This is a genomic window from Bacillus sp. RE35, from assembly GCF_052146655.1.
GTDB classification, from domain to species: Bacteria; Bacillota; Bacilli; order Bacillales; family Bacillaceae_G; genus Bacillus_A; species Bacillus_A cereus.
The window spans coordinates 2,854,862-2,869,608 of the sequence record NZ_CP197377.1 but is presented as its reverse complement, the minus strand read 5'-3'; the positions used below and the strand labels follow the sequence as shown (position 1 = coordinate 2,869,608).

Sequence of the window (14,747 nt, the reverse complement as noted above, 5' to 3'; positions counted from 1 at the left end):
GGAATTTAACATGTCGGATTGGTTTCAATTAGATAAAGAATATATGATGTCTACATATTGTCGGACAGAGGTTGCAATGGAAAGAGGAGAAGGATGTAAACTATATGATGTAGATGGTAAAGAGTATTTAGATTTATTTTCTGGCGTAGGAGTAAATGTACTAGGATACAATCATCCTAAAATTGTACAAACGACAATGGAGCAAGTTGTGAAATCGTTGCATTTACCGTTTCATTTCTTAAACCCAGTTGCAATTGAGTATGCAAAGAAATTAGTAGAGTGTACTTTAAAAAGCGGAAAAGTCTTTTTTACAAACTCTGGTACGGAAGCGACAGAAACGACATTAAAATTAATTGATAAATATAGATCTATTGCGAATGAAGAGCGTGACGGAGTAGTTGTGTTAAAAGATAGTTTTCACGGGAGGACGTTAGGGGCACTACATTTTACGAGACAAGAAAAGGTATATCAAAATTTCCCTAAAACATCTATTCCTGTATACGAAGTAGAGCGTGAGAATATAGACCAATTAGAGGAGACCATTATTAAAGAAAAACCAATTGCGATTATGCTAGAGCCTGTTTTAGGCAGTGGGGGAATTTATCCTTTATCAAGTAAATATTTGCATGGTGTTCAAAATTTATGTGAAAAATATAATGTACTTCTTGTCGTTGATGAAGTTCAAAGTGGTATGGGTCGAACGGGAAAACTATTTGCTTATCAAAATTTTAATATCACACCGGACATTATTCAAATTGGTAAAGGAGCAGGAGGTGGGATACCGCTAGGAGGGATTATTGTAGGTGAAAAGTTATGTGATGTATTTTCACCAGGAGATCACGGGACAACGTTTGCTCATTCATCAATGGGAACAGCTTTAGGTTTAACGGTATTAAATACATTACTTGATGATGGGTTAATGCAAGAAGCTTATGAAACGTCACTATATTTGAATGACAAACTGCAAGACATTCAGAAAGAAAATTCTTATTATATACAGGAAGTGCGTCATGCTGGCATGATGTTTGGAATTAGTCTGAATGATACGAATGAAAATGTGAAGAAATTACAGGTTGAGCTAATGAATAAAGGAATGTTAGTCGATGTAACAAAAGGGAATATTATTCGATTACTTCCGCCGTATATTATTACGAAAGAGGAAATTGACGCATTTATGAATCAGTTTATTATTTGTTTAGATAAAGTTGCTGCTGTAGTAAGTGCTTAAAAATTAAAGCTATATTTTATATAAAGTGCACTCTAATTGTTGGGGATAGTTTACAATTGGGGTGCATTTTTTATAGTTGAATTTTGTAAAATACAGTCGTTTGTATATGATAACGGAAAAATAGAAGGAATTTCGTTATATTTGAGTGGTGAAGAAAAGGGAAAGTAAGTATAAAGATAGTAGATAAAGCGGGTGGTTTAAATAACTAATGATAGAACGTTTTGAAAATAATAGCATACGAATATATAAATAATAAGAATGAGGTGATATATTGGAAAATAATGATATTCAATTTACTTCTTTACAAATGAGAACGGATAAATATGGTTGGGCTAGTATTCAATATACAAATAAAAAGCAGGCTATCTTATATACTCAAAATAGAGGAGTAGAATGGGATGTTGTCAATCCTCTTAATTCAATTGTATTATTTGGGTATCCGATAAACGCTCGAAGCTCTTGGGCATATGGTTTAACAAAAAAGAATGACGATTTATTGCCAGCTATATTTTATACAGTTAATAGAGGAGAAAGGTGGAGTGAGTTTATTTTACCGGTTGAAGAAGATTGGGAGAAATCGACTGATGTTCAAGTACAATTGCATGCTACGAATATGGATAGTATATGGATTGTATTATCTAGAAAGCTTGCATCAAATAAATTTGAACATAATTTATACTATTTGAAAACGAAAGGGAAAGTTTGGAAAGTAATAAAAAATATAAGTATTAGTGATAGTATTTCAGGGATAACATTTATAAACGATCTAATTGGGTTTATTTCATTACAAAAACATTATGAAACATCAACGGTATTTAAAACAATAAATGGTGGGGAAAGTTGGCATCCTATAAAAGATATTCCAAGTCTTGAAGGAATTAATAATGGGACTGCTATGGCTTATAAAGCAATCTATAAAAATAACTTATTAGTAATACCAACTAAAAAGAATGATGATGTATTTTTAATGAATTACTCATTTGATAAGGGGAATTCGTGGCATATTTCAAATAAAACAATAAATACTAGTAAAGTGGCTGTTTCGTTTTTAAGTTCCTATTATGGCTGGGTTATAAATAGTGAAAATGGAAGTGTGTATCAAATAATAAAAAAAGGAGCAAAATGGATTAAAGTATCAAGTAATCCATTGTTAAAAAATGTATTTTGTTTGCATTTTTTTAATCGGCGTAAAGGTTGGGCGTGTAATAAAAAAGAAATATTTACTACAAAAGATCGCGGTATAACATGGAAAAAGGTAGTATATAAAATTAATAATATTGATAAATTTATTTAAAAAAGTCCTAAAGAAATTAGGACTTTTTTTGTTTTTTATGGTGAGAGTTGTAACAAACAATGATAAGAGAAAGGAGGTAAGTGCAGAATTATATTTTTAAAAATAGACGTTTGTTTTCACACAGTATAATTCACTTTTGAATATGTTAATAAAGTAGCAAATTCATAGGAAATGGTAATACTTAATATTTTATGTCACATGATGTGTAAAGGGGGCGTGTAATGAAATCGTTAACGGTTATTATTTTGTACAGTGAAAGAGAGCAAATATTAGAAGAGTCAATTCAATCTATATGGAAGCTAAATCCTCTTGAAATTATAATTTTAGTTCCTAACGATAGAAGTAATTTGTATGAAATAGCAAAGAAACATAAATGTCATATTGTTTTTATGGACAAATATAATAAGCATTATGATGGATATGGAGCTTGTATAAAGGCAGCAAAAGGAGAAGTTTTATTATTTTTAGATGGCAATTTTTCGTTATCCACAAATGAAATGCAGAGATTTATTGAGCCAATTGTTACAAATCAAGCCGATGTAGTTTTAAATAAAATAGATAAATTGATAGAAATAGGTAAATGTCCAAATATGGATATTGTATGGAGAAAAATGTTAAATGAAATTTTAAGTCGACCAGATTTAAAAAGCAATTCAATACTTTCGTTACCATATGCGCTTACGAAGGAAGTAGTGGAAAATATCGGCTTTAATTATATGGAAGATATCGTTCTATCTCATATGAAGATTGTGAATCAAGGGTGGCGGATTAACGATCAATATGCAATCAATACGTTATCTAAAGATGAGACTATAGAGGAAGGAGGATATTTAATAAAAAAAGAGTTATCCAAAAATGAAAAAGAGAAAGTAGAAAGATATTTACGCGGTATAGCTAAATGGATAGAGAAAAAAGGAAGAAGAGTAGGGTTTACTGATGCAGGAAAAAGAAGAGATATTGTTCAAAAACTAGGTGAATGTAAGCGATACCCTTCCTATCATCAAGGGTGGGGAATGCATTCTTCAATTTATGATGGGAAGCAACTTTCTGTCATTATACCAGTACAAAATGAAGAAGAGACTATAGAACAAGTAATACTTGAGGCGAGAAAAATAGAACCACTAGAAATCATCGTCGTTGTAAATGGTTCGACAGATCAAACGGCTAATATTGCTAAAAGACTTGGTGTTACTATTATTGAATATAACGAACGACTTGGTCATAATGTTGGACGTGCTATTGGAGCGCTTGAAGCTACAGGAGATATTCTTTTATTTATTGATGGTGATTTTAGTGTTTCAGGAAGTAATTTGCATCATTTTACAAAAGCAGTTTCAGCTGGTGTAGACATAGCATTAAATGATTTGAATCCGATGTTACACCCTCCGTTTTATGTTGTAGACGTCGTAAAATATATGCTTAATTTAGCATATAATCGTCCAGAATTAAGCAATGGCTCATTAGTAGCAATTCCACATGCTATGAGTAGATCATGTTTAGATGCAATAGGCTGGGAAAGCTTACTATGCCCTAGTCTTGCACAAGTAAAAGCAATATTACAAGGGTATAGAGTAGAATGTGTACATTACGTTGATGTTGTAAAACCGAATAGAATTCGTTTAATGGAGAATGTAAGTCACAATGGGCATCCTCCGGCAGTATTAAGAATCATTGGTGATCACGTTGAAGCTCTCTCTTACTTGATAGAACAACTTGAAATGGATGGAAAGGGTGATTAAACTGTTAGACCAGTATAAAATAATTAACATTTCATATGAACAATTATGGCAAATGGATTTTCAAATTACAGAACCATTTATACTCAAGGTTGATTGGGATAAAGTAACGTATGAATTTTTAATTCGTATTAAGCCCGATGCTTCTAACACTATTGTTTTTGGATCCGGAGCAGGTGGGTTTCAAGAACAGCCAATTGGTCCACCTATTTTTCATCGACATTCTTGGATGGATGAATTTGAAGATACTGTTATATATTATAATGACCCTACGTTATATCTTGGAAAATTATCTTTAGGTTGGGGACAGGGAGAGTTAAATAGATTTTATTTACAAGATATAGCAAATATTTTAGAAATAGTATTTGTAAAGTTAAAAGTTGATTCGAAAAATGTGTTGTTTTATGGCAGTTCTGGGGGAGGATTTATGTCTTTAATTTTAGCTGGATTCGTTAAGGGCTCCACAGCTTTCATTAATAATCCTCAAACAAATTTATTAAAATGGATACCTGTACCAATAAATCTAGTTTTCGATTTGTCTTATCCAAATTTATCAAGAGAAGAAGTTGAAGAGAAATTTGGTGAAAGAATTAATGTTGTGAAATTTTTTAATCACATTAAATATGTACCGAATATTTATTTTTTGCAAAATTTCGCGTGTGAATTTGATGTGCAAAATCATTTGCTACCATTTATTTCCGAATTAGAGCAACTTGATAAAGACACGGAAGTAAATCAAATTATAATTGACTTATATTTTGATAAAAAAGCAGGGCATGCAGCTGTAGGGAAGAGTGAAACAATTGAATATATAAAAAAAGTAAAACCTAATCAGACTGTAAAAGAAGAACAAAAAGAAGTGGACCTATCAGTTGTTATAGTTTTAGGAGAAGAAAAATCAAAATTGAATCAAATTTTAAATAAAGTGCAGCATATAAAACCACTAGAAATTATTATTGTAGCTGATGATAGAATGAGTGCGATACAATCTATACCAACATTTGTTGAAAGTAACGTTGTTGTGATTGAGGAGAAAAGTAAATGGAAAGCACCAGTTCATGGGGCAAAAGTCGCCAATGGTGATGTAGTCTTATTTTTAAATGGAGAAGATGTTATTTTTTCGGTAGAATTAGAACGATTTATAGAACCGCTACTAAAAAAGGAACAGGATGTAATTTTAAATAATATAGACTCGGTTTGTTTTGAAAAGATGAGAGTAGAATGGCCAAGCATTGCTATGGTGTATAGAAAAATAGTAAACGATGTATTGGGGCGTATGGATTTAAAATATGATTCGATGTTATCTATGCCATATGCTATTACTAAAAAAGCAATTGAAGACATTGGATATGATATCTTGCAGAACCCTATTCTGTCCCAAGTAACTCTTATTGAGAAAGGGTGGCGACTACAATCCTCGTCAGCCATCACTAACACCTCCTTGAATAATATGCCTGCAAACAAAACCTCTTTCTATAAAAATGGATTAACTAAATTAGAAGTATATGAGATTAAAGAAAATATAAAAGCTTTGGAGAGTTGGTTACAACGAAAAGATGATAGAGGTAATTATACAGATGGAGGAAGAAAAAGAGAAATTATAGAGCAGTTAAAAAAACAAAAGAATTATTCACGTTTCCATAAAGGATGGGGAATGAATTCCTCTATTTATAATGGAAAACAGTTATCAATTATTATACCAGCACAAAATGAAGAATCAACGATTAAAGAAGTTATTCTTGAGGCAAGAAAAATTGAACCGAAAGAAATAATTGTTGTCATTAATGGGTCAACAGATCAAACAGAAGCAATTGCTAAGCAATCAGGGGCAACAGTAATTGTTTATAAAGAAAGATTAGGGCATGATGTAGGACGGGCAATTGGTGCACAAGAAGCGACAGGAGATATACTTCTCTTTATTGATGCTGATTTTGCTATTCCAGCAAAAGATCTTCATCCGTTAACACAAGCTGTTGCGGATGGTGTTGATATGGTTTTAAATGATTTAAATTTAAATCTTAGATTTCCTCTATATATTGTAAGTTTATATAAATATATGTTGAATATTGCTTGTAACCGTAAAGATTTAGGGGTAGGATCTACAATTGCTGTTCCCCATGCTATTAGTAGAAAATGTTTAGAGGGAATTGGCTGGGACACTCTTCACACAGCGTGTGTTGCACAAGTAAAGGCAATATTAGAAGGGTATAAAGTCGAATGTGTCCATTTTGTAGATGTAATGAAACCAAATCGTATTCGGCCACAAGAGCATTTTGCGACGATAGGACATCCACCAGCTGTATTGAGAATTACTGGGGATCATTTAGAAGGACTTTCATATTTATTGAAGAATAAGGATTTTAAAGATTTATTTTAAAAGGTAAATTTGTCTATTGAATGAGTAACTTAAACATTTCATTTATGCAACTTGACGATATTTAGTATTGCAATGAAACTAAAATCAAAAATTTTTATTATTTTTAGCTCAGGTACAAGTGAAGAGCATGTTTCACTGACTGATAGTAAATGAACAAGTAACTAAAAGGTAAAGGCTTCTTTATATATATGAAGAAGCTTTTATCTTTTTTATTTTAAGTATGGAAGGTAAAGAGTAAATAAAGTTGTAACGGTATTTTTATTTTTGGATAAATTGATATTAGATATAAGAAAGGAGGGAATATCTTGTCTTGCATCAATAAAAGTTGTTTTCATATTTCTTTAGAAACTAAAGTCAATCCAAATGGTGGGGCAGAAATATTCGTAAGGTGCAATGATGAATGTTTATCTAATTTTAATGTAATACCGTTTATTGCATGTGTTTCTATTTCAGTAAAGGATGATTTGAGTTTTTTAGTTGATTTAGATAGTTTAATAAAACGTTAATTTTCTATGCAGTTAATAATAAAATAACATCTAATTTATAAGACTTAGTAAGAGAGTCGTGTCCGAATTTAATTAACTGCATATATTGTTAAAAGAAAGGAGGGAGAGTTATGGCATGTACTACGAATAATGTTTGTTTAGATGTGTGTCTTAAAATTACAATTACCCCTGGTAGTGGAATTGATGCAGTAGTCGATTGTGGAGGCACATGTGGGACAAGTCCTACTATTGTAATTAGTCCTAGTGGATCAATTGTTATTACTTTACCATTAGTTGCATGTTTCTCAATTGCACTAAAAGATGATTTAAGTGTTGACTCTTCATTAACAAGCCTCTATTTTCAAACTTCTTAAGAAAGATACAGAAATGAAAAGCCTGCCTGCTACTTTTCTTTTGATCTAATGTAAAAATAAAAAAGATGGTTACAACCATCTTTTTTATTTTGCTATATATTTAAAATGAATTCATATATTATTTGGTGGTAAGAATATACAATTAAAAGCATTCAGTGTTTCTTTTTTGTTCGATGAGGTAAGAAATTGCTTCTATATGATCACCAATGATTTGTTGCGTTGCTAATGAAAGGTAGCCTTCCTGCGAGAAGTGTTTTTCTGGTCGAACTCGATTTATCTTGTCAACGTCGATAGAATGAACATTTTGTACATGCAATCCTGCTAAAATTGTTTTAACTTGACTTAAGGTTGGTGAAAGAAGAGAATCAAACCCAATTGTATCAATGCATTTTCGACTAAAAGCATGAGGGACAGCAGTTGTGGAGCCCATACCTAAATCTTTTCGATTACATGCTAAATTAACAACATGCTTACATGCAGTTACGATAGTATAAGGAACACGATACATGTAGTAGTGCTCTAATTTATTTAAAGCTAAATCGGTTCCATTTTGAACAGATTGTATAAATGGTAATAAATCAGAACTAGGAATTAAGAAATCACCATCAATAAATAATAATATATCACCTTTTGCAAAATATGCACCAACGGCACGTCCGGTATCAATGCCGAGTGCTTCTTTGTAAGTAATAACTGTTGCACCGCAATTCTTCGCCAATTCCTCTGTTTTATCTGTTGATCCATTAACAATAATGATGATTTCTAAAGGTTTTAATTTCTGCACCTCAAAAATGATAGATTCTATCGTTTTTTCTTCATTTTGAACAGGGATAATGATGGATAATTGTTTATTTCCATAAGTATTTGAATAAAACTCTTTACCTGTAATTATTTTGGATATAGCTCTTTGTTCGCCGTTTTGAAGTTCTAAAATAATATCCCGCCTTCGATTATTATCAGTATAGTTTCCTCTTGAATTTTGTAATATATTTACCCAATTTTCAATTGCTTCTAGGTGATAACGAATGAGTTGTTTTGAGGGGAAGGAGGGAATTTGCGGTATAGAAATTTTAAAATGATTGCTAATGCGAAATTTATTTTTAATAATTTTCATTTGTGCCAATATCGGATTTAATAAACTTTCTGGAGTAATTGCATCAAGAATCTCTTTTGTTATTGCATAGGGAGGAAATAATAGTGAGTTAACATGTAAATCTGGACGATGAAAAAAATGATTCGTAACTTGCTGCCAAATCATTTCTATAGTTGGCTTTTGCTTTTGATAAAAAAAGTCATTTAAATTGTTTAATACTATGTCAGCTGATTCGTCTAGTAATGGTTGAAGAAATTGTGTAAGTAAGGAAGATTGGATAATGTAATTTGCATCTAAAAATAAGAGGTACTTACCCTTTGCTTTTTTTGCACCAATTACATAACAATTATTTGATTCTGTCGGTTCTTCTAGTGTGATAATTTTACAATTGTAAGATTGTGCAATATCAATGGAATCATCGATACATCCGTTAATAGTAAGGATAATTTCTAAAGGCTGTAGTTGTTCACAGGCTTTCAAAATTTCAGGTAAAACTTTTATGTTATGCTGTATACGAATAATAATAGAAATCGGATTTTTACACATAAGTAGTCTCCTTTTGAATCAGAGGTAGTTATTAATAAGGTTAGATAAAATAGGAGATATATATTTTATTATATACGTAACGACTATTTAGTTTTATCAGACTTAGAATTTTCATTACTTGAATTGGAACCTTTATTTATTCCAGACGCGAGTAAATTATTGAGAACGCTCAGGTCTAATTGCATAGGGATTGAGTTTTTGGATGTAGTTTTCTCATTTTCTTTTTTTGTAGTTAATATAGTCTTTATATTTTTTATTTCTTTATATTGTTTTAAGGTAATGAAAAATCCAGAAATAATGAAGAGAAAAGAAACAGTAGCAAGTAAAAGCATTATTTCCAACATAAAATAGCCTCCTTTAAATCTATAATAATACTATAGTTGAATGTAATAAGACAAAATTCGAGCTAATGAGTTCACTTTTTAAATATATGCAAATCTTTAGTAAAAGTTACTAATTTCTAGGTTAAAGGAAGCAATTACAGAAACGTATAGATATAAATAAATTAAAATTTCATTTGTAGTGTAAAGGTATGTGTTATATAAGCTGAACGTCATTCTATAACAAGTTAAACAGGGTTTAATTTTATATAAAAAGAGCATTTAATTGGACAAATAATTAATTATGTGAAATAATAATAACAGATAAGGAGACGTTGCTTTTCCTTAAGTGCTTCGAATTAATTTTATTCAATAAGAGAAGGTGTGCTTAAAGAAGTTAAATTAAATAAGGAGCTGTTTTATTATATGCAACAAAATAATGATTTAAATTTTGAACCTCAAGACGTTAATATTGTTAATCCTAAACAAGCCAGGAAAGCAGTAATTGCTACTGGTATAGGGAACGCAATGGAGTGGTTTGACTTCGGATTATACGCGTATTTAGCGGTAATTTTAAGTCAATTATTCTTCTCTGGTGTTGATAATAGTGGATTGCAACTTGTACTTACATTCGGTACATTTGCAGCAGCCTTTCTCGTTCGACCAATCGGAGGTGTATTCTTTGGTAGAATAGGAGATAAGTACGGCCGAAAAATCGTGTTAAGTACTACTATTATTTTAATGGCACTTTCTACATTATTCATCGCATTACTACCAACCTATGAACAAATTGGTGTATGGGCACCAATACTACTTTTAGTTGCCCGAATGATTCAAGGCTTCTCTACAGGCGGCGAATATTCAGGAGCAATGGTTTATATCGCAGAATCTTCTCCAGATAAAAAGCGTGGTATACTCGGTAGTGGTCTTGAAATTGGAACACTCTCAGGTTACATTGCTGCATCGGTAATTGTTACCATTTTGACGTTATTGTTAACAGATGAGCAAATGCTCAGCTGGGGATGGCGTATTCCGTTCTTAATAGCTGCACCAATTGGTTTGGTCGGTTTATACTTACGCCGTCATCTAGATGAATCTCCAATCTTTGAAGAGATGGAAAAAGCACAAGAGGAATCTGAAGACAATGAACAATTTTCATTCATGGATATTATTAAATATCACAAAAAAGACTTCTTATTAAGCACAGTAATTGTCGCCTTCTTTAATATTACAAATTATATGATTCTTTCGTATATTCCTTCTTATCTAACTCAAGTACTTAAAGTCGAAGAAACAACAGGCTTATTAATTATTTCTATTACGATGGCACTTATGATTCCACTAGCACTATATTTCGGTAAATTAAGTGATAAAATTGGTAATAAACGCGTTGTGCAAATTGGTTTACTTGGTTTAACTGTATTTGCAATTCCAGCATTTTTACTAATAGGTAACGGACATATTGCAGCTATATTTGCAGGTATTTTCGTACTAGGTTTCTTCTTAAGTGTATATGAAGGAACATTACCTTCATTATTACCATCACTCTTTTTCACTGATGTACGTTATCGAGCACTTTCGATCTCATTTAATATTTCTGTATCGATATTCGGTGGAACAACACCGCTTGTATGTTCATACTTAGTTCATGCAACTGGTAACCCGCTCGCACCGGCATTTTATTTAGCAGGTGTAAGTATTATTGGATTAGTTGTATTTAGTGTACTATTCGTTACAACTTCAGGGCGTGCGCTAAAAGGTTCATATCCTACAGTAGAAACGAAAAAAGAAGCACACCAAATCGCTAAAGAAGACCCTGAAGAAACACTTTGGTGGCATGAAGAGTCATTAGAAATTGAAGCAGGGAAGAATGCTTCCATTTAAAAAGCAACGTAGAAGTACAAAAAGACTCCTATGAATATAGGAGTCTTTTTGTTACGTTATTTCTTTCATTTCTTCAAACTTTTTTGATATGCATAAAGCTTATGAATCTCTTCCTTAAATTCATGTAGAAGTACAGTGTTTGCACTATTTGAATAACGCACCGTATTATAAGTATCTATAATAATATCACTTTGAATATTTACATCTTCTTCATCGTTTATTCTTTCTAGCCAAGCCTCAACAGTTTCTCCCCGTTTTCTATTTAAAGGAGGGGTTAACTTACTCTCTAGCTTAAAAATTTCCTTCCGAATTTCGTTATGTGGCGGTTTATTTCGTTTAAAACGATTTTGGCTCATTCCTTCTTTATCAGTAATGATAGTAGATTCGAAGGCGGGCATATTTGGTAAACTTAAATGTTTTCGTTTTTTTACTATTTTCCAAACGACGTAAATAGCGATAGCTGTACAGACTATTATTGTAGTGCTATTTATGAGTATTGGATCAAAATCAGGAATTTTTTTTCCGTCTTCAATTTTTGGTTTTAAGAGATGTCCTTTATTTGCCCAAACATCTTCAGTATCTTTTAATTCCGCTGCTTTAATTAATGGCATTAAAGCATAGCCGAAGCCTAATGCGACTACTTCCGTTATAAAACCAAAAATAAGTCGAATGAAAGGAAATACTTGAACAATTAATATACTCATTAAGCCAATCGTAATGATAGAAGAAAAACGTAATAGTTGTTGTTTGCGATTTGCCCCGGTTAACCAAAATGTAATCATAAGATGCAAGGCTAACATTAATAGTTTCCACAACGGTGGAAAGGGTGCATAAAATATAGCTGAAACGACAAACCATACAATACCACCTAAAGATTTTTGAACTGGATATCCAGGTCCGACCACATGTACGATAAAGAAAAATAGTGGTAATATGATTGTGCCAAATAGAGAAAAAGGTAAAAATAAAGAGAAAAGAACGATTTGAAGAACTAAAAGTATTACAAATCCTGTTGTTTTTTTCTGCATAAATTTATGAATAAGAAATACTCCAATATAGCCTGTTGTTAAAAATATTGCAATACTAATTAGTTCATCTCTTTCTGTTAATAATGAAAGCAGAAGGAGCAGAATGAAATCATGAATGTGATATAGCCAAGTTTTCAACTGGTTCCACCATCCCTTCACTAGTAATGAGAAACGTTGGCTGCGAGAGAAGAGGGAGTTCATTTCTTTGTAAACCAATGTATATCATTGTAGACGATCGTTCTCTTTTTCTCTTTACATAATGAAGGAATCCTTGTTTCGGAAGTAACGTACTATCATCTGAAATACGGGCTAATTCTTCTAAAGCTTTTGCATATTGTGTTTGTCCTTCATTTAACGGTACATGTAATGCACCGCCTTCTGCTAATACACTAATAAACAATTCAAACGGAATGTGGTGCTTCGTTGCATACTGGAAAATGTATGTTCCATATGAAATAAGTTCTTCTACATTATCTTTCCAACCAAATCCACGATCGGCAGCTAAAGAAAGACAAATCGTCCAACTATAATTTTTTACAGGTTCATATTGCTTCGCCTGTAATTGTTGCATTTTAGCAGATGCCTTCCAATGAATAGAGCGGAAAGACTCACGCTCATATCGCTTTACACCGATAATAGATGTTTCATCATTGTAAAAAGAAAAATTCGTTCGATAAGATCCATTCAAAAGTTGCTGAAGTTCTTGCAAACCTGCTACTTCTTTAGGAGAAGGATACACAATAATTTCAGTCCTTAATTTATCAAAAACAGGTAAATGTACAGTTAATAGATGAAATGGATCTTTTAATACACATTCAAATTGTTCAATTTGAAACACACCACGCTTCGTGGCGGTTAATGTTACCCCCCATTTTTGTGCCGAATGTGCAGGTTGTGAAAATGGGAAAGAGAATAACGTTTTTGATATTTGTTCAATGCCTTGCTCTTTATGCGGTATAAGGGACGAATTTAAATGAAAGTAACAAACACCATTAACGATTGGTATGCTGGCTCCATTTTTTAAATGAATAAAAAACTGTCCAGATTCCTCAGGAAAAATCCGTGTAGTTTGTTTCTCATTTATGATTTGAAACTTCTTCTCTATGAAAGCGACATATTTATAAATAAAAATCGCAAATAAATAATAGAAGAAAAAGAGAAACATAAGCATTCGTTGCGGGAAAAAGAATGTGAAAAGTAATGCGATTGGAACGGTTAGTTGAATAATATGGAGTTGAAAAAATAAAGGCACAGTTACAACACGCTGTCCATTCATGCTTGTTCAATCTCCACAGGTACGTCAACTTCTTTTAAAATACTTTGCATAATATCATTCTTTGTCGTACGCAGGGCACCTTCCATTGATAAGACGATACGGTGATTCCAAACAGAAGGAACTAACAATTGTATATCTTCTGGTGTGCAATATTCTCTCCCGTGTAAAAAGGCTAAAGCTTGAACAGCACGTACTAAAGCTAATGTGGCACGTGGGCTTACACCGTTAGCGATATAATCATGATTTCTTGTAGCATGAGCAAGTTTAATAATGTAATGTTCTAACGGTTCCGAAACAAATATTTCTTTTACTCGTTTTTGAGCTTCTAAAATATCTTCTAATGAGATGACAGATGTGACACTTTCTAATGGTAAATCGTTCCGAAAACGTCGCATCATTTGTAACTCATCTTTAGGAGTTGGATGACCGATTGAAATCGTCATTAAAAAGCGATCAAGCTGTGCATCTGGAAGAGGGAAAGTCCCTTGTGATTCAATTGGGTTTTGCGTCGCAATAACAAAGAACGGTTTCGGAAGAGGAGTTGACTGCTTCTCCAGCGTCACTTGTCGTTCTTCCATCGCTTCTAACAAACTCGACTGCGTTCTCGGCATTGCACGGTTAATTTCATCTGCTAGCAAAATGTTTGTCATAACTGGTCCAATTCTTAATTCGAATTCGCTTGTTTTTGGGTTGAAGTATTCAATACCTGTTACATCACTTGGAAGTACATCAGGGGTAAATTGAACGCGAGAAAAACTACCACCAATACTTTTTGAAATGGTTTTCGCCAGTAACGTTTTCCCAGTACCAGGCACGTCTTCGAGTAGTACATGTCCATCAGCAAGAAGTGAAACGAGCAGTAGATCAATAACATTTTCTTTACCAACAAACACAGATCCGATGTTTTCTTTCAATTTATTTATCATATGTACCATTCCTTTCATTATAAAAGAGCTAATATTTCTATATTTTAACAAATTATTCAGAAAATTGGTATGATTTTTTAATTCAAAGAAATGGATATTTAATTATTAAATTACTCTTGCATATTTTGGAATATAATTATACAATATCGATATACGATGTATCGTGAGTCGATATATCAT

General features: G+C 32.3%; 12 protein-coding genes. 7 read left to right on the top strand and 5 right to left on the bottom strand.

The window, feature by feature from the left end; all coding sequences use genetic code 11:
* Positions 1-10: 10 nt before the first annotated feature.
* From ACTL4X_RS14880 to ACTL4X_RS14855, 6 genes are all read left to right on the top strand, one after another.
* Positions 11-1,228, top strand: coding sequence for an aspartate aminotransferase family protein (locus tag ACTL4X_RS14880; RefSeq protein WP_001286473.1), 1,218 nt, complete (start codon positions 11-13; stop codon positions 1,226-1,228).
* A gap of 271 nt (positions 1,229-1,499) precedes the next feature.
* Positions 1,500-2,522, top strand: coding sequence for a hypothetical protein (locus ACTL4X_RS14875; RefSeq protein ID WP_000429610.1), 1,023 nt, complete (start codon positions 1,500-1,502; stop codon positions 2,520-2,522).
* 221 nt (positions 2,523-2,743) lie between these two features.
* Positions 2,744-4,261 (top strand): glycosyltransferase family 2 protein, encoded by a 1,518-nt coding sequence (locus ACTL4X_RS14870; protein ID WP_000839308.1) that lies wholly within the window; start codon positions 2,744-2,746, stop codon positions 4,259-4,261.
* A 52-nt stretch (positions 4,262-4,313) separates the two neighbouring features.
* A complete protein-coding gene (locus ACTL4X_RS14865; protein WP_127064234.1) occupies positions 4,314-6,635 on the top strand; it encodes a glycosyltransferase in 2,322 nt (773 codons plus the stop codon).
* Positions 6,636-6,940: 305 nt separating this feature from the next.
* Positions 6,941-7,141 carry a hypothetical protein gene (locus tag ACTL4X_RS14860; protein WP_001277646.1) on the top strand — a complete coding sequence of 67 codons (201 nt, stop codon included), beginning with the start codon at positions 6,941-6,943 and terminating at the stop codon, positions 7,139-7,141.
* 110 nt (positions 7,142-7,251) lie between these two features.
* On the top strand, positions 7,252-7,494 hold the full coding sequence (locus ACTL4X_RS14855) for a hypothetical protein (protein WP_000752474.1): 243 nt from the start codon (positions 7,252-7,254) through the stop codon (positions 7,492-7,494).
* Between the two features lie 142 nt (positions 7,495-7,636).
* Here the strand turns inward: ACTL4X_RS14855 and ACTL4X_RS14850 are convergent, their stop codons facing one another.
* Positions 7,637-9,133, bottom strand: a complete 1,497-nt coding sequence (locus tag ACTL4X_RS14850) for a glycosyltransferase family 2 protein (RefSeq protein WP_000335246.1) — start codon at positions 9,131-9,133, stop codon at positions 7,637-7,639.
* 83 nt (positions 9,134-9,216) lie between these two features.
* Entirely contained in the window at positions 9,217-9,477 is a 261-nt protein-coding gene (locus tag ACTL4X_RS14845) for a hypothetical protein (protein WP_000890039.1), read from the bottom strand.
* Positions 9,478-9,879: 402 nt separating this feature from the next.
* Here ACTL4X_RS14845 and ACTL4X_RS14840 point away from each other — a divergent pair, with 402 nt between their 5' ends.
* Positions 9,880-11,337, top strand: coding sequence for an MFS transporter (locus ACTL4X_RS14840; RefSeq protein ID WP_001186926.1), 1,458 nt, complete (start codon positions 9,880-9,882; stop codon positions 11,335-11,337).
* A 65-nt stretch (positions 11,338-11,402) separates the two neighbouring features.
* Here ACTL4X_RS14840 and ACTL4X_RS14835 read toward each other — a convergent pair whose 3' ends face one another.
* Genes ACTL4X_RS14835 through ACTL4X_RS14825 form a run of 3 tightly spaced genes read right to left on the bottom strand, consistent with a single transcriptional unit; the run spans position 11,403 to position 14,567 of the window.
* A complete protein-coding gene (locus ACTL4X_RS14835) occupies positions 11,403-12,503 on the bottom strand; it encodes a DUF4018 domain-containing protein (RefSeq protein ID WP_000860488.1) in 1,101 nt (366 codons plus the stop codon).
* Complete coding sequence (locus tag ACTL4X_RS14830; RefSeq protein WP_001014400.1) at positions 12,475-13,641, bottom strand: DUF58 domain-containing protein; 1,167 nt, start codon at positions 13,639-13,641, stop codon at positions 12,475-12,477. The genes ACTL4X_RS14835 and ACTL4X_RS14830 overlap by 29 nt, the downstream gene beginning before the upstream one ends.
* Complete coding sequence (locus tag ACTL4X_RS14825) at positions 13,638-14,567, bottom strand: AAA family ATPase (protein ID WP_000608783.1); 930 nt, start codon at positions 14,565-14,567, stop codon at positions 13,638-13,640. Before ACTL4X_RS14825 ends, ACTL4X_RS14830 begins: the two co-directional genes overlap by 4 nt.
* Positions 14,568-14,747 lie beyond the last annotated feature (180 nt).

What these genes read in the sequence shown, in the direction of transcription:
- ACTL4X_RS14880 (WP_001286473.1), top strand. Translation starts at nt 11, where the DNA reads ATGTCGGATTGGTTTCAATTAGATAAAGAATATATGATGTCTACATAT.
- ACTL4X_RS14870 (WP_000839308.1), top strand. Translation starts at nt 2,744, where the DNA reads ATGAAATCGTTAACGGTTATTATTTTGTACAGTGAAAGAGAGCAAATA.
- ACTL4X_RS14865 (WP_127064234.1), top strand. Translation starts at nt 4,314, where the DNA reads ATGGATTTTCAAATTACAGAACCATTTATACTCAAGGTTGATTGGGAT.
- ACTL4X_RS14855 (WP_000752474.1), top strand. Translation starts at nt 7,252, where the DNA reads ATGGCATGTACTACGAATAATGTTTGTTTAGATGTGTGTCTTAAAATT.
- ACTL4X_RS14850 (WP_000335246.1), bottom strand. Translation starts at nt 9,133, where the DNA reads ATGTGTAAAAATCCGATTTCTATTATTATTCGTATACAGCATAACATA.
- ACTL4X_RS14845 (WP_000890039.1), bottom strand. Translation starts at nt 9,477, where the DNA reads ATGTTGGAAATAATGCTTTTACTTGCTACTGTTTCTTTTCTCTTCATT.
- ACTL4X_RS14840 (WP_001186926.1), top strand. Translation starts at nt 9,880, where the DNA reads ATGCAACAAAATAATGATTTAAATTTTGAACCTCAAGACGTTAATATT.
- ACTL4X_RS14830 (WP_001014400.1), bottom strand. Translation starts at nt 13,641, where the DNA reads ATGAATGGACAGCGTGTTGTAACTGTGCCTTTATTTTTTCAACTCCAT.
- ACTL4X_RS14825 (WP_000608783.1), bottom strand. Translation starts at nt 14,567, where the DNA reads ATGATAAATAAATTGAAAGAAAACATCGGATCTGTGTTTGTTGGTAAA.